The 20967-nt window shown below is 54.7% G+C and carries 21 protein-coding genes; 19 read left to right on the forward strand and 2 right to left on the reverse strand.

The window, feature by feature from the left end:
- Nucleotide 1: 1 nt before the first annotated feature.
- The 7 genes from B880_RS0111510 (at nt 2) to flgL (ending at nt 5881) form a co-directional block, all read left to right on the forward strand.
- Complete coding sequence (locus B880_RS0111510; protein ID WP_017347562.1) at nt 2–733, forward strand: flagellar basal body rod protein FlgF; 732 nt, start codon at nt 2–4, stop codon at nt 731–733.
- A 14-nt stretch (nt 734–747) separates the two neighbouring features.
- The gene (flgG, locus tag B880_RS0111515; protein WP_017347563.1) at nt 748–1533 is read left to right on the forward strand and encodes a flagellar basal-body rod protein FlgG; all 786 of its coding nucleotides are present in this window, start codon (nt 748–750) and stop codon (nt 1531–1533) included.
- Between the two features lie 8 nt (nt 1534–1541).
- Entirely contained in the window at nt 1542–2189 is a 648-nt protein-coding gene (locus B880_RS24975) for a flagellar basal body L-ring protein FlgH (RefSeq protein ID WP_051005701.1), read from the forward strand.
- 8 nt (nt 2190–2197) lie between these two features.
- Complete coding sequence (locus tag B880_RS0111525; protein WP_017347565.1) at nt 2198–3292, forward strand: flagellar basal body P-ring protein FlgI; 1095 nt, start codon at nt 2198–2200, stop codon at nt 3290–3292.
- Nucleotides 3293–3399: 107 nt separating this feature from the next.
- Nucleotides 3400–3603, forward strand: coding sequence for a rod-binding protein (locus B880_RS0111530; RefSeq protein ID WP_157060553.1), 204 nt, complete (start codon nt 3400–3402; stop codon nt 3601–3603).
- Nucleotides 3600–4964 (forward strand): flagellar hook-associated protein FlgK, encoded by a 1365-nt coding sequence (flgK, locus tag B880_RS0111535; RefSeq protein ID WP_017347567.1) that lies wholly within the window; start codon nt 3600–3602, stop codon nt 4962–4964. The genes B880_RS0111530 and flgK overlap by 4 nt, the downstream gene beginning before the upstream one ends.
- Nucleotides 4965–4975: 11 nt before the next feature.
- On the forward strand, nt 4976–5881 hold the full coding sequence (gene flgL / locus B880_RS0111540) for a flagellar hook-associated protein FlgL (RefSeq protein WP_017347568.1): 906 nt from the start codon (nt 4976–4978) through the stop codon (nt 5879–5881).
- A gap of 40 nt (nt 5882–5921) precedes the next feature.
- Here the strand turns inward: flgL and B880_RS26060 are convergent, their stop codons facing one another.
- On the reverse strand, nt 5922–6458 hold the full coding sequence (locus tag B880_RS26060) for a winged helix-turn-helix domain-containing protein (protein ID WP_083482083.1): 537 nt from the start codon (nt 6456–6458) through the stop codon (nt 5922–5924).
- A gap of 340 nt (nt 6459–6798) precedes the next feature.
- Here B880_RS26060 and B880_RS0111550 point away from each other — a divergent pair, with 340 nt between their 5' ends.
- The 12 genes from B880_RS0111550 (at nt 6799) to B880_RS0111605 (ending at nt 20393) form a co-directional block, all read left to right on the forward strand.
- Complete coding sequence (locus tag B880_RS0111550; RefSeq protein WP_071524397.1) at nt 6799–7656, forward strand: flagellin N-terminal helical domain-containing protein; 858 nt, start codon at nt 6799–6801, stop codon at nt 7654–7656.
- A gap of 284 nt (nt 7657–7940) precedes the next feature.
- A complete protein-coding gene (gene fliS, locus B880_RS0111555) occupies nt 7941–8330 on the forward strand; it encodes a flagellar export chaperone FliS (protein WP_017347572.1) in 390 nt (129 codons plus the stop codon).
- Nucleotides 8327–9340, forward strand: coding sequence for a flagellar hook-length control protein FliK (locus B880_RS0111560; protein WP_017347573.1), 1014 nt, complete (start codon nt 8327–8329; stop codon nt 9338–9340). Before fliS ends, B880_RS0111560 begins: the two co-directional genes overlap by 4 nt.
- Entirely contained in the window at nt 9341–9808 is a 468-nt protein-coding gene (locus B880_RS0111565; protein ID WP_017347574.1) for a flagellar basal body-associated FliL family protein, read from the forward strand.
- Nucleotides 9805–10515 carry a FliA/WhiG family RNA polymerase sigma factor gene (locus B880_RS0111570; RefSeq protein ID WP_017347575.1) on the forward strand — a complete coding sequence of 237 codons (711 nt, stop codon included), beginning with the start codon at nt 9805–9807 and terminating at the stop codon, nt 10513–10515. Before B880_RS0111565 ends, B880_RS0111570 begins: the two co-directional genes overlap by 4 nt.
- Before the next feature lie 2 nt (nt 10516–10517).
- Complete coding sequence (motA, locus tag B880_RS0111575; protein WP_017347576.1) at nt 10518–11384, forward strand: flagellar motor stator protein MotA; 867 nt, start codon at nt 10518–10520, stop codon at nt 11382–11384.
- Nucleotides 11381–12268, forward strand: coding sequence for a flagellar motor protein MotB (locus B880_RS0111580; protein ID WP_017347577.1), 888 nt, complete (start codon nt 11381–11383; stop codon nt 12266–12268). The genes motA and B880_RS0111580 overlap by 4 nt, the downstream gene beginning before the upstream one ends.
- 195 nt (nt 12269–12463) lie before the next feature.
- Nucleotides 12464–14188 carry a lysophospholipid acyltransferase family protein gene (locus tag B880_RS0111585; RefSeq protein WP_017347578.1) on the forward strand — a complete coding sequence of 575 codons (1725 nt, stop codon included), beginning with the start codon at nt 12464–12466 and terminating at the stop codon, nt 14186–14188.
- A 70-nt stretch (nt 14189–14258) separates the two neighbouring features.
- Complete coding sequence (locus tag B880_RS0111590; RefSeq protein WP_017347579.1) at nt 14259–15326, forward strand: ABC transporter ATP-binding protein; 1068 nt, start codon at nt 14259–14261, stop codon at nt 15324–15326.
- 15 nt (nt 15327–15341) lie between these two features.
- The gene (locus B880_RS0111595) at nt 15342–16343 is read left to right on the forward strand and encodes an ABC transporter substrate-binding protein (RefSeq protein ID WP_026042591.1); all 1002 of its coding nucleotides are present in this window, start codon (nt 15342–15344) and stop codon (nt 16341–16343) included.
- Nucleotide 16344: 1 nt separating this feature from the next.
- On the forward strand, nt 16345–18087 hold the full coding sequence (locus tag B880_RS0111600; protein WP_017347581.1) for an ABC transporter permease: 1743 nt from the start codon (nt 16345–16347) through the stop codon (nt 18085–18087).
- A 215-nt stretch (nt 18088–18302) separates the two neighbouring features.
- The gene (locus tag B880_RS0111605) at nt 18303–20393 is read left to right on the forward strand and encodes a sensor domain-containing protein (RefSeq protein ID WP_017347582.1); all 2091 of its coding nucleotides are present in this window, start codon (nt 18303–18305) and stop codon (nt 20391–20393) included.
- Between the two features lie 39 nt (nt 20394–20432).
- Here the strand turns inward: B880_RS0111605 and ftnA are convergent, their stop codons facing one another.
- A complete protein-coding gene (gene ftnA, locus B880_RS0111610; RefSeq protein ID WP_017347583.1) occupies nt 20433–20945 on the reverse strand; it encodes a non-heme ferritin in 513 nt (170 codons plus the stop codon).
- Nucleotides 20946–20967: the final 22 nt, after the last annotated feature.

A 20967-nucleotide genomic window follows, 5' to 3' on the forward strand; every position in this document is an offset into this window, starting at 1 on the left:
TATGGATCGCCTGATATTTACCGCCGCCAGCGGTGCGACGCGAAACCTGGTACAGCAGCAGATTCAGGCCAACAACATGGCTAACGCAAGTCATCCCGGATTTCGGGCCGACCTTGAGCGAGCCAGCAGCTGGGAAGTGCCGGGTTTTGGCTATAGCAGCCGCTTTCAGGTGAACAGCGCCAGTGGTGGGGTAGATTTAAGCCCCGGTGCGCTGCTGGAAACCGGCCGCGATCTGGACATTGCGCTACAGGGGCCGGGTTTGATTGCCGTACAGAACGGTCGGCGCGAGGTGTATACCCGAAACGGCAATATCGATATCGACAGTGCCGGTCGTTTATCGATTGGGGGCAAACCGCTGCTGGGTGATAACGGTCCCATTCAGCTTCCCCCCTTTTCCCAGTTGGAGATTGGCTCTGATGGCACGATCACGATCTACCCCGCAGGCGGAGATGTGATGGCGGCCCAGGAGGTGGATCGGGTCCGTCTGGTCAATATTCCCGCCGCACAGTTGACCAAAAACGAACAGGGCTGGTTAGTGAGCTCCCGTAATCGCGTCCCGCGAGACGAAGGGGTGAAAATCGTCAATCGGCATACTGAATCCAGTAGCGTCTCAATGATGGATGGCATGATTGAAACCGTGGCGTTGAGCCGTCAGTTCGAAACGCAAATCAAAATGATGAAAGCGGCTGAAACCCTGGCTCAGGCGGGTAATCGCCTGCTGCGTGGTGGTTAACACAGGAGTTGAGTATGAATCCCGCACTGTGGGTAAGTAAGACCGGCCTTGAGGCGCAAGACGCCAAAATGAGTGCTATTGCCAACAACCTGGCGAACGTTAACACACCTGGTTTTAAGCGCGATCGGGTGCAGTTTGAAGACCTCTTCTACCAAACCGCACGGGTGGCAGGTTCGCCATTGGATCAGAACACCACAACGCCGGGGGGGATTCAGTTTGGTAGCGGCGTGAAAGTCTTGGGCACGCAAAAGCAGTTTACCCAAGGCGCGGTGCAGAATACCGGACAGGAGTTGGATGTAGCGATTGCCGGCCAGGGTTTCTTTCAGCTGGAAGCCACTGATGGCGACCTCGCATACACGCGTGCGGGTAATTTTCGTATCAATGGGGAGGGCGTGCTGGTGACTGCGCACGGCCTGCCGCTGGTGCCCGCGATTGAAGTCCCTGCCAATACGCACAAGCTGACCATAGCAAAGGATGGCACCGTCAGTGCCACGGTGGCTGGCGAACAAGATCCGGTGGCGCTGGGGCAACTAACGCTGGTGAACTTTATCAATCCCGCTGGCCTGGAGGCCCTGGGCAGCAATCTCTACCGACAGACGATTGCCAGTGGCGAAGCGGTAGAAGGGACGCCGGGTGAAGATGCTCTGGGTCACCTGAATCAGGGCGTACTGGAAGGCTCGAATGTGCAGGTCGTGGAAGAGATGGTGGAGATGATCTCCGCTCAGCGGGCCTACGAGATGAACACCAAAATGATCTCGGCAGCGGATGACATGCTGAAGTATCTCAACCAGCAGGTATGAATAACGTGATGGTTCTTAAGTCCTGCTTGCTGCTGCTTTCCGTGATAGCGCTCATCGGCTGTAAGGGGTTGCAACAGCAGAAAATGCGTGAAGATTCAGTGCACTATTTCCCGAGCGATCCGCCGCCAGTGGCGGGCGGAGGCCTGTATCAAAAAGTGGCTCATCAGCCATTACTGCAGGATCGGCGTGCCTATCGCATCGGCGATCCCCTCACCGTAAGACTGGATGAACAGACGCAAAGTAGCAAACAAGCCAGCACCCAGTTTGGCAAAGACGCGTCAGCCGAAATCAAGCCACCGACGCTGTTTGGCCGTCCCCTCGATCGCCTCTCTGGATCGGTTGAAGGTAGCCAGAGCTTTAAAGGGAGTGCGACCTCGGCACAGCAAAATCGACTGAGCGGGGTACTCACGGTTCAGGTGGTGGATGTTAGCACCACTGGCCTATTGCTGGTGAAAGGCGAACGCAGGTTAACGCTCAATCAGGGAGATGAGGTGGTGATGCTGTCAGGCATTGTGCGCCCGGAAGATATTGATCCAGACAACTCGGTGTCATCGCAGCGTATTGCTAACGCCCGTATCACTTTTTCTGGCGAAGGTATGCTGCATGAGGCTAACCAGCCCAGTTCGCTGTTTGGTCTGTTGGGACGGCTATTTTGAGGCTGACTATGCGCACACTACTTCTGCTACTGACGCTGGTCTCCGCCAGTGTGGCAGCCGCCACTATGCCGCTGGGTGAACTGGTGGATATTCATGGTATTCGCGGCAACCAACTTACGGGTTACAGCCTGGTGGTGGGACTGGATGGGACCGGCGATCGCAATCAGGTCAAATTTACCAGTCAGTCACTGAATAATCTGCTGCGCCAGCACGGCGTACAGCTCCCGGCGAAAGTTGATCCTAAAGTCAAAAACGTCGCCGCAGTTGCCCTTAGCGCCACGCTACCTCCGCTGTATGCGCGCGGTCAGACAATCAACGTCACGGTCTCGTCAATTGGCGATGCCAGAAGCCTGCGTGGTGGCATGCTGCTACTGACCGAACTCCGTGGGGTCAACGGTGAAGTGTACGCGTTGGCACAAGGCAATGTGGTGGTCGGCGGTGTTTCAGTACGCGGAGAAGATGGGTCGAGCGTGACGGTCAATACGCCAACCGTGGGTCTGGTGCCTAACGGCGCGATCGTCGAGCGGGAAATTCCGAGTGATTTTCAACGCAATAATACCGTGATCCTCAATCTGAAGCGTCCCGGCTTCACGCTCGCAGACACCATTTCGCGTGCGCTCAATCTTAAGTTCGGCGCCAACACCGCCAGCGCCGCCAGCGCAACGCAGGTGACGGTTGCGGCTCCAGCCGATCCCGCAGCACGCGTGGCGTTTATGTCGGTGCTGGAAACGCTGCCGATTGAAACCACACGTCCTCCGGCGCGCATCATTTTTAATGCTCGTACCGGCACGGTGATTTTAGGTGAGGGGATACGCGTGAGACCGGTTGCGGTAGCACATGGCAACCTGACGCTGACCATCCGTGAACAAACCAACGTCACACCCGCTGCACCCTTTACCGAAGCTGAGAGTGTGATTACGCCAGCCAGTGATGTCAGTGTTGATCGTGGCAGTGGCCAGCTGACGTTGCTGGAAGGCGGCGAAACGCTCGGCAGTATTGTGGCTTCGCTCAACGGTATGGGCGCTGCTGCGGATGACATCATGGGTATTTTGCAGGCTCTGCATGCGGCAGGTGCGCTTGATGCCGAACTGATTGTGATTTAAGGAGGCTAACCATCAATATCACCGGGAATAGCGCGGTCAGCCAACCGCCAGCACAGGTGCAAAATCTGGCACAGGCGGCAGAGCAGTTTGACGCCTTGTTTCTCCGCATGTTGCTGAAAGAGATGCGCCGTAATGCAGATCTGATTAACAGTGACAGCGGCCTGTTCAGCAGTCGCGAATCAAAACAGCTGCGTGATTATCATGACGACATGCTCGCGCAGACTCTGGCAAGCCAGCGAAGTACTGGCATTGCGCAGCTACTGGAAAAGCAGCTCGCGGCAGCCGGTAGTACCACGAGGAGTGTGACATGAGTGTGCAGCTTATCGGCGGCAGTGCCCTGAATACGGCCCGCAAGGGCATGAGTACGACGGCAATGAATATCGCCAATGCAGCTACGCCGGGCTATAGCCGCCAGCGTCTCGAACAGGCCGCGTTGGCACCCGCCAACCCGCAGCGCCTGGCGAGTGGTCAAGGGGTAGAGACGGTTGGCATTCGGCGTATGGCTGACCAGTTTCTCCAGCAGCAAGTCTGGTACGGCACGACCCGCCAGCACTACGCGCAGCAGTTACAGTTGGGGCTAAACGCGCTGGAAAAAACCGTGAGCAGTGAACAGAGCGGCATTGCCAGTGGGCTGGACAACCTGTTTCAGTCGCTGAGTGCGGCGACTGAAAAACCGGATAACCAGGCGCTGCGGCAGAATGTGTTAAGCAACGCGAAGGGGATGGCATTGCGTTTCAACACCTTGCAGCACTACCTGCAAAAGCAGCACAGCGATATTCGCCTTCAGCAGCAAAGCATCATGACTCAGGCCAATAGTCTGCTGGCGCAACTTGCGGGTCTTAACGAAAAAATTACCGCAGGGCAAGCGCTTGGCCATCTGTCACCTGAACTCCGCGATCGGCGCGATGAACGGGTCAGCGATCTGAGCGAGTTGATCGCGATTCGCATCAATGAGCAACCGGATGGATCATTACAGATCAGTCTGCCGGAGGGGCATCCGCTGGTCAGCGGATCCTATCCGGCTCAGCTAGTGCTCGATCATGAGGCCGCAGGGGGGATCACGATCCGGTTTAGTGGCAGTGAGTGGAAAACTGGGCTGGCAAAAGGCGGGGAGCTAGGGGCGCTTCAAGACTTTTTGACCCAGACGCTTCAGCCGGTTGAGCAAGCCAGCAGCGCGATGGCGGAGGCGCTGGCAACCCATATCAACCTACAGTTAGCCTCCGGGTTCGATCTGCGTGGGCAGCCGGGGGCTGCGCTGTTTGATTTCAACGCGCAGCGTTCAACGGGCATGATGCAAGTGACCGATCTCGGCTGGGAAGGGCTAGCATTTTCTCAGGATGCGCGGGCAAATGGTGACAATCGCAACCTGCTGCAACTGAGCAATATCAAACATCAACGGTTTCCGTTTGCACACCTTGGTGTCACCACGCTGGACAATGCCAGCGTTTCGCTCAGCGGCGAGTTAGGTATTCAGAGCCAGCAAAACCAACATGAGCTGGACTCAGCCAGACTGCTGTTACATGAAGTGAAAACGCAGCGAGACAGCTACAGCGCGGTCGATTACGACGAAGAGTATATTGATCTGACGCGTTATACCCAGGCCTATCAGGCGGGCATGCAAGTGGTAAGTACCGGCGATCGGCTGTTTGGCGATCTCTTAGCGTTATTTTAAGGAGCATGAGTATGCGCACGCCTGGCGTAACGTTTAGCAATAACATGCAGAACCTTCTGGGCAATAACCAGATGCGACTCAACAAACTGATGACGCAGATTGGCGAGCAGAAGCGCGTCACTGTGCCTTCAGACGATCCGGTAGCCACTACGCACATTGGTCTGCTCCGCCGCGAGTTGGCAATCAATAGCCAGTTTCAGCAGAACATCAACCGTTTAGCGAGTAACCTTTCTCTGCAAGAGACGCATATCAACGCGATTAATCAGCAGCTCCTGTCGTTGCTGGACCGGCTGCGTGAAGCGAACAACAGCACGTTGGGCGCCGGGGATATGCAAGGGTATGCCAGTATGATGCGCGCGCAGTTGTCTGCAATTGTCGGGCAGATCAATGCCAGTGATGAGAATGGGCGCTATTTGTTTGGTGGCACGCGCACCGATCGGCCACCGCTGGTACAGGACGCGAGCAGCGGTAGATGGTTCTATCAAGGTAACGAAGAATCGCGTGCTACGCAGGTCGGTCATGGCGTGGAGATGCCGGTCAACACCGCTTTGCAGGGGGTGTTTGGTCCCGATTTTACCACGCTGAACCAGTGGCAGGCATTGATTGAACAGATGGATAACAGCACGCTGGACCCGACCCGTTATATGGCAGAGATTGGTGAGTTACAGCAGGCAATCCAGTTGAGTTCTGACAGGGCCGCAGCGCTGTACAGCGATCTCGGTGGTCGACAAAACAACCTGACGCTGCTGGCGAATGCGCATGTGGATAACAGCACGATTAGTCAGCAAGTGATTGGCGAGTTGGAGGCATTGGATATGGGAGAAGCCGTCATGCGCCTGAACCAGCATCAGTTGGGGACGCAGGCGTCGTACAAATCCTTCAATCAGATTGCCGGATTATCGCTGTTTCAGACATAAAAATGTGGGCAACGTCAGGTGACTAACGCTGCCCACCAATTTATATCAGTGCCGCAACCACCGCTGCGCAGAGGAAAAACTGAATCAGGCAGAGCCCTTTCCACATATCGCTATTATTATTCTCCATCATTAAACAATCTGAATTCATCGTAGGATGTGGTGTGGCATGAATTGCATGTGTTTGCGATAAATAGGTTGTCATATCTATTAATTTATCGGCGTCGTTATGAGACGCGGCTTCTGTTTTTACATTAATGGATTGACAATATTTTTCATCCAGAAGATATCCTTTTCGTGGAATGGTCTTTATGATTTTCTGCCGTCTGCCATCATCTTCCAGCGCATGGCGTAGTGCATGAATTGCATTAGGCAAACTGTTATTTCCGACCACTCTATTTCCCCAAACAAGTTCATGTAACTCTTCACGGGTCATCGGTTTTCCCGCGTGTTCGGCTAAGACGTAAAGTAAACGGAACTGGTATTCGCCCAGGCGACGGAGTTCGCCGCTCTGGTCATGCATTATGGTTCCAGCGGCAGCATCGAGTTGCCAGTGGTGCACGCGGTAAGCTCTGGTCATGACTTGTCTCACTCTGTTCGAAAATATTATCCGGAGTGCCAGTTAACTTTATTACTTGCACTATTATTACTAGGGGAATTAATGATATCAATCACTATTTTTTTTCATCGCGAATTATGTGCGGTGACATTAATCTCGTCGGTAATAATGTTACTTTAAGACCAGTCTTGTTGCTAATCTTGCAATTAATAAACTCATTTTTTAATGTGATTCATAAATATTTTTCATTCATCATGGAAGAGCAATCCAATGCCTGGGTTAATAGATAATGTCGAGGCGTCGCTATTTTCTCAGGCATACAAGCAAGCATCATGAATCTTTAATAAGGAGAACCATTATCATGTTGTCTATATTTACTAACCCAGCGGCAATGTCGTCAAATAACTCACTGAACCGTGCTACAGGCGAGTTGAATACCTCCATGGAGCGCCTTGGTACAGGTAAACGTATTAATGCCGCAAAAGATGATGCAGCGGGCCTACAGATCGCTACCCGACTTCAGGGGCAATCTAACGGGATCTCGGTTGCGAAAAGTAACATAAACAAAGCCTCGGCCCTGTTGCAAACCGCTGAAGGCGCCTTTGATGAGGTGAGCCAGATTCTGTTCCGCATGAAGGATCTGGCGACTCAGGCCGCAGATGATACCAACTCCGCTGAAGACCGTAAGTCACTGCAATCAGAGTTCAGTGCGCTCAACAGCGAATTGAACAACATCATGAGTAACACCTCCTATGGTCGTGAAAAACTGCTGAAAAGTGTGAGTGATAACTCAGTCACAGGCAAACTAACCCAGGAGATGCAGTTCCAGATCGGTGCTTCGAAAGATGAAGCGCTGAAAATCAATATGGGGGAAACGCTGAACTCGGTCACTACCTCACTGGCAGATCTGACCGCTTCAGATATTCAGACCAGTGCTGCGGCGGGTAATGCCATGCTGGAAAAAATAAATCTGGCGCTGGATGACGTCGGTACTATGCGGTCGGAACTCGGCGCTGGCGTTAACCGTTTGGGACATACTGCAAAGAACCTGGCAAACATGAAAGATAACAGTGACCAGAGTATCGGCATTATTCGCGATGCAGATTTTGCTGCGGAAGCATCAGAGATGAATCGCCAGAATATGCTGGCGCAGAGTAGCCAAATGATGTTGAAACAGTCCAACCAGATGAGTGGGTTGGTGATGGGCATGCTGAGCTGAACCCGTTCTACCCTTAAAAATGGAAACACCGCTTTGGCGGTGTTTTTTTTCCGCCGCATCTGTCTTTTTTCTTCCGTAATACGGAAGCATGCATTCCTTATTTAAATTTATGCTATTGAATTTAAAGGTTTTATATTCTGGCATGCTGATTGCTAATTATAAATGGCTCAACGAACTATTTATAAGGCTATTTCGATGTACTGGATGAAACAGGAAAAATTGATCTCCTCGATCACTTCGCGCTTGTCGAGTGCTCTTTCTCACTCATCGGCGAGAAATTTCTCGTGACGCTACCGGATTACAGTACGTCCACGCATGGCTGGCAGGAAACCGATCTGGAAATTCAAACGGCCGCTGCCACACCGCAGCAACTGGTATTGATTCTGTTTAATGGTTTCGATGATGAGCTACAGCGCTTAAAAGGCCACATTAGCCAGCGTCGTATTGAACATAAAACCCTGTCGGTTGAAAAGTGCGTCAATATTTTGCAGGCGCTTACTAGTGCGCTGGATTTTGAACGCGGCGGCGAACTGGCGCGTTCACTGGCTAGCCTCTACGACTACTGTATTTTCCGCCTCTACGCGGCCAGCCTTGAGCTTTCGGTCGCGGCGATTGACGAGGTGGAAAAGATGATGCGCACGCTGCGTGCAGGTTGGGAGGAGATGAAGCCGTGAATCTACCTGTTGCTCATGCTGGCGCGGAAGCAAGCCTTATGCTGTCAGGGCTGGAGACTGGCGTGATTCTACCGCCATCACTGATGCCTGGCCCGCAGCCTGCGCCCGTGTTTACCGTCGCTGTCGAAGAGTGGCAGCCCACCGTGACAGGGGGAGAGTCTGACTTGGTGGCAGAGGATTTACCTGCCAGCGATCTGCAACTACAGCTCATTATGCAGCAGTGGCTTCCTGACAGCACACCTGCCGTTTCAATTCAGAACGGAATCCAGGTTGCTGAATCGCCGTTTGCGGTGTCTGGTCCGGTGATCAATACAGCGCAACCGGTGATTGCAGGTTCAGTAATGAATACGCCAGAGCGTGCTGCTGATGCCCCAGCGATAGCTGCTGTTACCGTTCCTCAACCACATACCGCACTCCCGAATGCCCTATTGCCGGTGGCAGCATCTTCAGGTGAGGAGCCGGTTTATCGTGCATCAAAAATCTTACCGACCTTAGTGGACAAGCTACCTGTTGAGGGTAAACCGCAAGTGATATCGGCCGCAGAACTGTCACCCGTAAGGGAACCCCTCATCACTGCTTCAGCACCGGTGGTACTTAAACACCTGACGCATGAACAGTCGCACCAGCTTCGACAATCGGTGGGTACCCATTTGCAGTGGCAGATCGACAGTCACACTCAGCAGGCGCGACTCAAGCTCACGCCCGAATCACTGGGCCAGCTGGAACTGGTCGTGCAGCGAGAGCCGGGCAAGTTACAGGTCGTTATTCATGCCACCCAGCCAGATGTCATGCGTCAGCTTCAACAGTTAATCCCTGAGATGCGTAGCACCCTGAGCGAGCAAAACGGTATGCAGGTTGATGTGCAGGTGGCGCAACAGCAGCAATCTGCACCACAGCAATCTTTACCCCAGCAAGAAAGCCACGCTGAGGGATTGGGCGAAGCGGGTTCTCAGCGTGAGCGCGCGTCCCCTGGGATTTGGCAGGATCAATCCATTTTACGCATGGTGTGAATGATGAAGATGAAAACGGTACTGCTGGTGGTGGTTATGGGGCTGCTCATGTCACTGCTGACCGCCGGTCTGGTGGTGGTGGGGAATGCCTGGATGAAGTCTGCCACTGAAGGCGGTGCGAACCCCTTTGCCACCCTGTTTAGCAAAAAAGAGGTGCCTTTGGTGGTGGGCTATGTGGAGCAGAAAAACATGATGATCACCCTCAAAGGCAATGGCGATCGTGAGCGCTACCTGATGCTGGATCTGGCGTTTGTTACCCACAGTGAGCGTGAGGCCGCACAGACCGAGCTGGATATGCCCAAGCTCAAGTTTTTGGTGGTGGAGATGTTTTCCGGCATGCAGTACGCCTCCGCTCGCCTCATGACGGTTGAAGAAATTCGTATGCAGATGATGTCTCGTTTTCAGAGTGCCTATGCGCAGCATCTGCCTTTCCAGGATGTTTTGATAGCTAAAATGGTGTATCAGTGAACCAGTTAATCTCCGCTAAAAAACCGATCAAAGCCCCCATCACCCCAGCTGATGAATGCCGTTATCTACAGCAGTGGTCCCCGTTAGTGAAACGCATCGTCCGACAGTTGCTGCCGCAAACCGACAGCGTGGTCGGAAGCGACGATTTGCAGCAAGTGGCTTTGCTCGGCTTATTACAGTCACTGCGCCGTTACGGTCATCCCGATGAGCAGTTTGGCAGCTATGCGCAAATGCGCGTGCGCGGCGCAGTGCTGGATTATCTGCGTCAGCATGACTGGCGGCCACGTCGATTGCGCCAGCGCACGCACAAAATTAACGATGGCGTCCGCGCATTAACGCGTGAGTTAGGCCATGAGCCGCGCGAAGAAGAAGTCTGCCAGCATCTCAACATCAGTCATGCTGCCTATCGCGATTACGTTCAGCAGGTCAACGCAAAAGAGATGGAAAGTCTGGATGAATTGCTGGCAAACACTAACGAACCGCAGTGGATTGATAGTGCCCACTGGGATGACGAATTTATGTTGTCGCGCAGTATGCAACAGGCACTTGCTACGCTTCAGCCGCGTGAAAAAATGGTGCTGTGTCTCTATTACCAATATGAGCGTAACCTGCGCGAAATCGCGCTGATGCTCTCGCTGACCGAGGCCCGCGTTTGCCAGATAAATAAACAGGCCGGACAAAAAATTAAGCGCTTTTTTGAGTACTGAATATGCAGAAAATTCTGGGACTACTGGTGGTGTTGGGTTGTGTCGCCGGGGGATATCTGCACGCAGGTGGATTGCTGTCAGCGTTTTGGCAGCCGGGTGAGTTATTGATCATTCTGGGGTCGGGGGCGGGTGCATTGATGATTGCCAATCCTCGTAGCGTGATTGTAGCAATGTGGCAGCAGATCCGACTGGTGATGAAAAAGGAGGCTTTTAACGACGAATTTCAGCGCCAGCTATTAATGCTGTTGTATGAGTTGCTTGAGCTGGTACAGAACGGCGGCCTGAAAGCGTTGGATGCGCATATCGACACGCCAGAAAACAGCGATCTGTTTCAGAAGTATCCCCGGGTGCTGGCGGACAAGGAATTTATCACTTTTATTTCGGATAACTTCCGACTGATGGCGATGGGCAAAATCAATGAACATGAGCTGGAAGGGATTCTGGAGCAGGAGCTTGGGGCGTTAGAAGAACAGATGCTGGTGCCCTCAAGGTCATTGCAGCGAGTGGCCGAAGCGATGCCCGGCTTTGGCATCTGTGCGGCGGTATTGGGCATCATTATTACCATGCAAAATATCGACGGTTCGATTGCGCTGATCGGCATGAAAGTCGCAGCGGCGCTGGTAGGCACCTTCCTCGGGGTATTTTTATGCTATTGCTTCCTCGACCCGCTGGCGAACTCTATGGAGCAGAGTACCAAGCGGCGCTTTGCGGTGCTGGAGTGCATTCGTACCGTGCTGGTGAATCAAGTGGCGGGTAAACCTACGCTTTTGGCGGTAGATGCCGGACGTAAAATGTTGCCGATAGAGAGTAAGCCGACCTTTGCAACGCTCGACAATTGGGTAACACAGCTCAATGAGGGCGGTGCATGAAAGCGGGGCAGGGGCACGCGACGATCATCAAGCGCGGGGGCAAAAAGGGGCATCATGCCCATCACGGTGGCGCATGGAAGGTCGCATTTGCCGATTTTACCCTCGCGATGATGGCGCTGTTTATGGTGCTATGGATTATCGCTTCTTCCACCAAAGATGAGCGGCGTGAGGTGGTGGCATCACTGCATGGAACCTCCGTGTTTAGTGGCTCGGCTTTTTATCCTTTTAACAACGCGGCCAGCAGCGGCACCAGTGCGGTAGGGCAACCCGAGGGGTTGGTCAGCACGGAGGGCAGTCTGCCGGTGGAAACCGCTGAAATCTCTGCGGCTGGCCCTGCCACTGAACAGATGATTGCATTGAGCGAAAAACAGCAGCAGTCACTGGAACAGTTGAGTCAGCTGTGGCAGAAAATCACCGAAGTTGCAGCGTTGTTGGACGCGCAGGGCCACGTCACCCTGGAAGCGATTCCGCAGGGGTTACGAGTACAGATCCATGACGATAAAAATCGCAATATGTTTGTGCGTGGTAGTGCCGTGCTGACGCCCTATTTTGCCACCCTGCTGCGCGATCTCGCTCCGCTGTTCGCTCAACTGGATAACCCGCTGATGATCTCCGGCCATACCGATGGCACCCGCTACCGCGCTGCCGCTCAGTACGATAACTGGAACTTGTCGGGTGAACGTGCTCTGGCTGCCCGCCGTACGCTGATTAGCGGAGGTCTACCTGAAACACGCGTGATGCAGGTGAATGGATTGGCCGATCGCATGCTGCTCGATCGTGAAAACCCGGCAGCGGACCGTAATCGCCGCATTGAGATTATGGTGTTGACGGATATGGCCGTGGAGAGTTTGTCGCAATTCTATGGTCAGTCAACAACCGGTTGAATAAAGTGGCGCAAGGTCCAGCGCTGCGCCTATTATTACGGGGTTGAACGAAAAGATATTCTGCTGCCAGACGCGTGGTTCGGTGAGTTAAGCGCTGTATTGTTTTTATCGCCTGTCAAACGTTGTCCTCTTCATAAAACTGAAAACAGCAGACGATACTTTCGGAGCGTAACCGTGATGGAGTGAGTGCTCTCTATGTTTTCGATTGAACAGGTGTTACAAGATTTACGCCCTAATCATACTCCAGCGGCCTGGCAACTCCGGTTGCTAAAATGGGCGCTGCGTGAACAGGAGTTTCAGGATTTCGCTGCCCGCCACCCGCATCTTAAAGGCGTGGATATGGTCGAGCAGATTCTGGACCATCTCAGCGTCCGCTGTGAGCTGGCCGACCGCGACCGGGAACAGATCCCGCCGCGTGGCCCGGCGATTATCGTGGCTAACCATCCGCTGGGCGCACTGGATGGTTTGGCGCTGCTGCTGGCCGTCTCTAAAGTGCGGCCTGATACCAAAATTGTCGCCAACCGCTTGCTGATGGCACTAGAGCCCATCAATTCCCTGATGCTGCCGGTCGATAACATGAGCAGCCGTACCAGCCGCGATCAGCTCCAGCAGATGCAAAACCACCTGGAAAATCAGGGCGTGCTGATTGTCTTCCCGGCCGGTGAAGTGTCCCGTATGGGAAGCCAGGGAATACGCGATAACAAGTGGCACCACAGTTTTCTACGCCTGGCCGCGCGTGCGCGTGCGCCACTGGTGCCCGTGCATGTAGCGGGGCGCAACAGCGCGCTGTTCTATGCCGTGGCGAAAATCATTCCGCCGATGGCACTCTTAATGCTGGTGCGCGAGATGTTTCGCAAGCGTGGCAGCGAAATCAACTTACGTATTGGCGAGCAAATTCCTTTCTCCTCATGGCACGATGGTCACACGCCGGGGAAAGAGTTAGCCAAACGGCTGCGTAAGCACGTGTATCGCCTCGGGCAGAATAAGCCGGGTCTGTTCCAGACGGAAAGCGCGATTGCGCTGGCAGAAGACCGCGCCGAATTGAAACAGGCGCTGAAAGCCAGTGAAAAGCTGGGTACGCTGCCGGACGGCAAAGAAATTTTTCTCTGGCGTCGCAACGGGGCGACCCGTGTTCCGCTGCTGCGCGAGTTGGGGCGCTTGCGTGAAATTGCGTTCCGCGCCGTTGGGGAAGGCAGTGGCCGACGCCGCGATCTCGACAGCTATGATGACGACTACTACCACTTAATTTTGTGGGATGACGCTGCGCTGGAGATCGTGGGGGCTTACCGCTTTATTCCTGGTGATGAGCAGCTCACTCGCCGTGGTCTGGAGGGCTTCTACAGCCACAGCCTGTTCCACTACGATGAGCAGATGATGCCTATCTTGCAGCACAGTATTGAGCTGGGCCGCAGCTTTATCCAACCGGCTTACTGGGGTAAGCGGGGCCTGGATTACCTCTGGCTCGGCATTGGTGCCTATCTGGCAAAATATCCGCAGACGCGCTATCTGTTTGGACCGGTCTCCATCTCCGGTGGTTTACCCCTTGCTGCGCGCGATTTGCTGGTGGCTTTCTATCGCCTCTATTTCCCGACCGAACTCCCACTGGCAACGTCACGTCGCCCCTATCCGGCTTCACTGCCGGAAGTGCTGGCGCAGTTCAGCGGTGATAACTATCAGGAAGATCTGACGCGATTAAAGCAGATGCTGAATAATCTCGGGACTGCGATCCCAACGCTCTACAAACAGTACTCCGAACTGTGTGAGCCGGGTGGCGTGCAGTTTATTGATTTCGGTAGCGATCCTGATTTCAACAACTGCATTGATGGCCTGGTACTGGTGGATATCACGCGGCTGAAGCCTACGCGTTATGCCCGATACATCGCGGTACATCAGGCGGAGAAAAAGCCAGAACAGGGTTGATTTGTCACCGCAGTGTCATTTGCTTTCGGTAGCCTCTGTCGCTGAATTCTGACGCCAGAGGCCCCAAAGCATGGCAGGCATAACCCTGACCGCACTGCACAAATCTTTTGCCGCCCAGCCGGTACTGCAAGATATCTCCTTACAGATCAATGCGGGTGAATTCATCGCCATTCTTGGCCCCTCTGGCTGTGGCAAAACTACGTTGCTGCGGTTGATCGCCGGTTTTGAGACGCTCGACAGCGGCGAGATCCACGTTGGCGATCGCCAGTTCGCTGGACACAAACACCACCTTCCTCCGGAAGCGCGTAACCTGGGCGTTGTCTTTCAAAGCTATGCGCTGTGGCCGCACATGACCGTGGCGGAAAACGTGGCTTACAGTCTTAAAGTCAGCGGTGTTGCCCGTGCGGAGCGTGAAACGCGGACTCAGCAGGCGTTAGCGCTGGTAGGGCTGGAGCCGTTTGCCCAACGCCAGCCTGCCGATCTCTCCGGCGGCCAGCGGCAGCGCGTGGCGCTGGCACGTTGCCTGGTGGCAAAGCCAACGCTGGTGCTACTGGACGAGCCACTCGCCAACCTGGATGTCCACCTGCGCACCACCATGGAAGAGGAGTTTCGCCGTTTCCATCAACACAGCCATGCCACGCTGATTTACATCACCCACGACCAACAGGAAGCGATGGCGCTGGCCGATCGCATCGTGGTGCTGGATGCCGGGCGTGTGATGCAGTTCGCCACGCCGCAGATCTTGTGGCGCGAGCCCGCCAACGCCATGGTGGCCCGTTTTATTGATGATGGCCGTATCTTGCCGGTCTCGGAGATAGAGCCACAGCATAACGGGCGCGCTTTTGTCACGCTGTGTGGTTTACGCACTTCACTGCGCTGCTCGCCACAACAGGGAGTACAAGCTGAAGCACAGGCCAGTTTTCATGCGGTGGATTTTGCCGTGGCTGCGCCCGGTGAGCCGCAGTTTACCGCTCTGGTTCAGCGGGTGATCTATCGGGGCAGCGGCTACCAGATCAATGTGACGCCCCTGGCGCACCCCGACGTCAGCCTGACGCTGATGCTCAATGACACTGTTTTGCCCGTCGCGGGGGACACACTGGGTGTGGCCGTGCGCGATGGCTGGATCCTTCCCTGTTAACCGATCGTTTACTCAATGGAAAAGGCGATGCGCACAACGCTTAATGCACTTTTAATCACCTCTGGCATCTTGCTCTCTGGCACGGCAATGGCTGACGACGCACCTGCGGGCACGCTGGTGGTTTACACCTCTCAGGCTCCCGAAATAGCCCAACAGACAATGGACGCGTTTAAAGCGGCCTATCCGAATATCAAGGTGGAGTGGACGCGCAACGGCACCACTCAACTGATGAATGTGCTGCACACGGAGATGCTGAGTGGAGGTGCGAAAGCGGATGTTCTGCTGGTCGCAGATGCGATCAACCTGGGTTCGCTGAAAGCCGAAGGGCAACTGTATGCGTACCCGGATGCGCCGGTGAGCCATATCAATCCCTCTTTCTACGACAAGGATAAAACCTGGTTTGGCACCAAAATTATCGCCACCGTTATTGCTTACAACACCGAACATGCCAAACCGGTGAAGAGCTGGAAAGCGCTGGCGGTAGCGGAAAATAAAGGGCAGATCGCCATGCCCAGCCCGCTCTATTCCGGGGCTGCGCTGTATAAGCTCCACACCGATATCAACACCCCAGCAATTGGCTGGAACTTCTATCAGCAACTGGCGGCGTTAGGTGTGGCGCCTCAAGGCGGCAATGGCCCGGCAATCAAGGCGGTCGCCAGCGGGCTGGATAAGTACGGTATCGTCACTGACGCCGATATTATTCTGGCGAAGAAAAAAGGCTCGCCCATCGATCTGGTCTATCCGCAGGAAGGGGTCTCCTACGTGACTGAGCCGGTTGCCATCCTGAAATCTGCCCATAATCTGCCAGCGGCCAAAGCGTTTGTGAATTTCCTGCTGTCAGAAAAAGGACAACAGCTAGTGGTTGAGCAGGGTAACCGTCCACTGGACGATCGTATTCCTACGCCAGCCGGTTTTACTCCGTTGGACAACATCAAGCTCCTGACGCCGGATATCGCCAAAGCGATAGCGGAAGATGCCAGCGTGCGTGACAAATTCACCGCACTGTTTGGAGGCTGAGATGAGCGTGCAGAGCGTAGAGTGGCGGCAAAAATCAGTGAAGTGTCTGCGGTGGCGACCGCGGGCCGAACCCCTGGTCTTGATGCTGCTGATTGTGATTATCGCTCTGCTCTCGGTCGCGCCTTTTCTCCGTTTGATCTGGACGGCACTGGCACCCCAGGGCACGCCTGAACTCGCGCATTTACTGCGCTTTCTCAGCGCGCCCATGGTCGTTTCTGCCACTTTGAACACGCTAGGCCTGGGGGTAGCGGCAACCTTGTTATCGCTGCTCCTCGGCACGCTGGCCGCCTGGCTGGTGGCGCTAAGCGATCTGCGTGGCAAAACGGTATGGGTGTTTGCCTTTATTCTGCCGTTGATGATCCCGCCGCAGGTGACGGCGCTGGCGTGGTTGCAGGGTCTGGCTCCAGGCAGCCTGTTGGCTACGCTGTTTCACTCTTTGGGGCTGCCGTGGTTTGCGCCTGGTGAACAACCGCTGTATTCGTGGTGGGGCATGGTGCTGCTGCTTGGTTTGCATAATGCCCCTCTGGTCTTTGTGACGGTACGCGCCGGACTGCGGCGTCTTCCGGCGGAACTGGTTGAGGCGGCACGCATCAGCGGGGCTTCGCCGTGGCAAATTGCCTATACCGTGATCCTGCCGCTGGCGCGTCCGACGATTTTTGCCGCCGCCGCCCTGACGTTTGTTGCCAGCGTGGGCAATTTTGGTATTCAGGCGATGCTGGGTATTCCGGCCCGCATCCCAACGCTGATTACGCTGGTCTATCAGCAGCTTAATGCTATTGGTCCCACTGCATTGCCAAATACCGCCGTCTATTCGCTGCTGATCGCAGCGATCACCCTGGGTGGCATGGGGATCAGTGGTTGGTTGGGTGGGCGGCGCGATGTGCGCGTCAGTGGGTCGTTACGGCCCTGGCACCAGCCGCTGGGACGCGCGCGGCTGCCGTGTGAAGCGATTGCCTGGCTGTGGATGCTGGTGACGCTATTACTGCCGCTTTCGGCTTTACTGACCACGGCGCTGACGCGTGGCTTCGGTCAGGCACTCACCTGGCAGACGCTGACCTTCGAGAATTTCCAGCAGGCATTATGGGGCTATCCGGCGATCCGCCAGGCCTTTCTCACCAGCCTGGCATTAACCAGCGTTGCAGCGGTAATCCTGACGGTGATGGCACTGTTTCTGGCGTTCTTCCTCAGTTGGCAGCGCACCCTGTTGGTACGCGGATTGTGGTTTGCCAGCGAACTGACTTATGCACTGCCAGGGATCGTGACTGGCGTTGCGGCGCTGCTGTTTTTCCTGCGCCCGCTGCCGCTGCTCAATGTTTCGCTTTATGGTACCTACTGGATAATCCTGGCCGCCTATCTGGCGAACTTTTTGGCGCTGGTTCTCCGCCCCACGCTGGCGGGATTTGCCCGTATTGAACCTGCGCTGGATGAAGCTGCACGTCTGGCGGGAGCCGGTTTTCTGCGCCGAATGTGGGATATTTTACTGCCGCTGGTGGCACCTCCCGCGCTGGCAGGAGCGCTATTGGTGTTTCTTACCGCGCTGAATGAAATTCAGGTCTCGGTGCTGTTAGTCACCTCGTCAACACAAACCCTGGGACCTATGATCATTTTCCTCGATGAAGGTGGTTCTGCTCCACTGGCAGCGGCGGTGGGCTGCCTGATGATTGGCGTTGTGCTGCTGCTGATGTGGCTGACGGCGCGCCTTTCCCGTCATCTGCCGCAAGGCATACTGCCCTGGCAGGCCTGATTCCAACAAGACGCCCCGCAATCGCCTGTTTTTCCGTCTTCTGGCTCTGAATATTTTTTAAACAGTGCCGATAATTGCTGCATGAAACTAGCATAACGGTTAATAATCACGCTAATTTTTTGTGAATGTTATGCTTAATGCTGACGGTAAGTTAGGAGTATTCTTAATGCATATCGCCGGTATCAAGGGCTACGCAGCAACAGGCAAGAAGAAGAATGGATAAAAACGCTGATATTATGTACCGCATGCTCGTTCAGAGCGTGATTGATTATGCCATCTATATGCTGGAACCTGATGGTACCGTAGCGAACTGGAATGCGGGTGCGCAACGTGCTAAAGGCTATGTGGCCGAGGAGATCGTCGGCAAAAACTTTGCCCTGTTTTACAGCGCAGAGGATCGCCAACAGGGTGTGCCACAACGCGGATTAGAGATTGCTGCGACCCAGGGGCGTTTCGAAACCCAGGGGCTGCGCTACCGTAAAGATGGCTCCGCCTTTTGGGCGCACGTGGTGATTGATGCCATTCACGATGACGACGGCACGCTGATTGGATTTGCCAAGATCACCCGTGATATTACCGAACGCCGCGCCTGGGAACAGGAGCAGCTCAAGGCCAAAGAGCTGGCAGAAAAGCAGAGCGCCAAAATGTCAGCGCTGTCGAAATTTCTCGACAATATCATCGCCAATATTCCCTCCAGCGTGATTGTGGAAGATGCTATTACGCGAGAAATTTTGCTGGTGAACGATAAAGCGTTGCAGCTGTTCAGTGTGCCAAAGTCACTGATCGTGCACCATCGTCCCCATGAATGCATGAGTGCGGAACTGAGTGACTATTTCAACAGCCTCGGGGATGTTGCGTTGCGCAATGAAGGGGTGCATGAGCGTGAGCAACTGCTACTCACCGCGCGAGGCGAGCGGATTCTGCACACCAAAGCTACCTCCATCAATGGCGAAGATGCGCTGCAAAACTACCTGATGCTGATCGTTGAAGATGTGACGGATCAGCGTGCCGCAGATGCCCGCATTCACCACATGGCGCACCACGATAACCTCACCAGCCTGCCAAACCGCATCCTGTTCCGCCAGCGTCTGAGCGAAGCGCTGCGCAGCGAAGATCGGCGCAGCAACGCTACGTTATGCCTCGATCTCGACAACTTTAAAAACGTTAACGATGCGTTGGGCCATCAGGTTGGCGATGAATTGCTGCGCGCGGTGGCGAAGCGCTTGCGCAATACCCTACGCGATCAGGATACCCTGGCACGTATCGGCGGCGATGAGTTCGCCATCGTTCTGCCCTGTGTCCAGAGTGAAGCAGAAGCCAGCGTGGTGGCACAGCGTCTGATTGAGGTGATCCGTCCGCCGGTTAATATTGAAGGCAATAACCTCTCAGTGGGGCTGAGCGTCGGGATTGTGCTCAGCACCCCGGATATCAACACGCCAGAACAGATGCTGCGTTGTGCAGACATGGCGCTGTATGAGGCCAAGCGTAACGGGCGTAACCGCTTCGAGCACTTTACGCTGGAGATGGATGATATTGCGCGCAGCCGACGTTTGATTGAAAACGACTTGCGCGATGCGCTGAGCAATCGCCAGTTAAAACTCTATTATCAGCCGATTACCAACGGCGACCAGCACACCATTATTGGCTATGAAGCGCTGATGCGTTGGCACCACCCGGTTAAGGGCGTGATCATGCCGAATGACTTCATCCACGTTGCCGAAGAGACCGGCTTAATTCATATGCTCGGTGCCTATGCGCTGTATGAAGCCTGCCGTGAAGCCGCCAGTTGGGAAGGGCAGCAGTCCGTCTCAGTCAACCTCTCGCCACTGCAATTTAAAAACAGTTCGTTGCTCTCGGTGGTGGAAGGGGCGTTACGCGAATCGGGCCTGGAGCCACAGCGTCTGGAACTGGAGATTACCGAGTCGGTATTGCTGGACGATAACCTCGGCAACATCCGCACGCTGAATAGCCTGAAAGCGCTGGGGGTGAAAATTGCGCTGGATGATTTCGGCACCGGTTACTCTTCACTGAGCTACCTGCGTTCATTCCCGTTCGATAAGATCAAAATCGATAAGTCGTTTATCAACGACATGGGCGATAGCCGCGAGGCGTTAGCGATTATCCGGGCGATTACCGGCATGAGCCGTAGTCTGGATATTCAGATCACCGCGGAAGGGGTAGAAAACAGTGAGCAGTTTGCGAAGCTACAGGAAGAGGGATGTACGCTGTTTCAGGGCTATCTGTTTGGACGCCCGCAGCCTTCGGAGCAGCGCTTAAAAAAGCTGGATAGCGACGAAAGTGAATAAGCAATAAGAAAACCGGCCCTGAGAGGGCCGGTTTTGCTATCAGGAGGCGCTGCCGTCCTGATGGGTTTCCATGCGGCCCAGCTCTTTGTCGAGCAGGAACAGGCCGTCACCGCTGTTACCGACGATAGCCAGTTTATCCAGCACGGTTTTGAACAGCTTCTCTTCTTCGTGCTGCTCTGCCACGTACCACTGCAGGAAGTTAAAGGTTGAGTAGTCCTGCGTGGTGATGGCGGCGTGCGCCAGTTCATTGATGCGCGCAGTGATCAGTTTCTCGTGGTCCAGCGCCTGCTCCAGCAGTTGCTTGATCGAGTCCCAGGCGATAGGTGGTGCTTCGATTGCGCCTAACAGTGGCAGCGCACCGGTATCGCTCAGGTAGTCGAACAGACGATGCATGTGCTGCATCTCTTCGCGTGAGTGCTCTTTCATAAATGCCGCTGCGCCTTCCAGACCTTTGTCAGCACACCAGGCGCTCATTTGCAGGTAGAGGTTGGCAGAGAAGAACTCAAGATTCAGTTGCGCGTTCAGGCGTGAAATCATGTCAGGCGTCAGCATGGGCATTTCCTCAAATTTGTCT

This window comes from Pantoea sp. A4 (assembly GCF_000295955.2).
Taxonomy (GTDB): domain Bacteria; phylum Pseudomonadota; class Gammaproteobacteria; order Enterobacterales; family Enterobacteriaceae; genus Pantoea; species Pantoea multigeneris.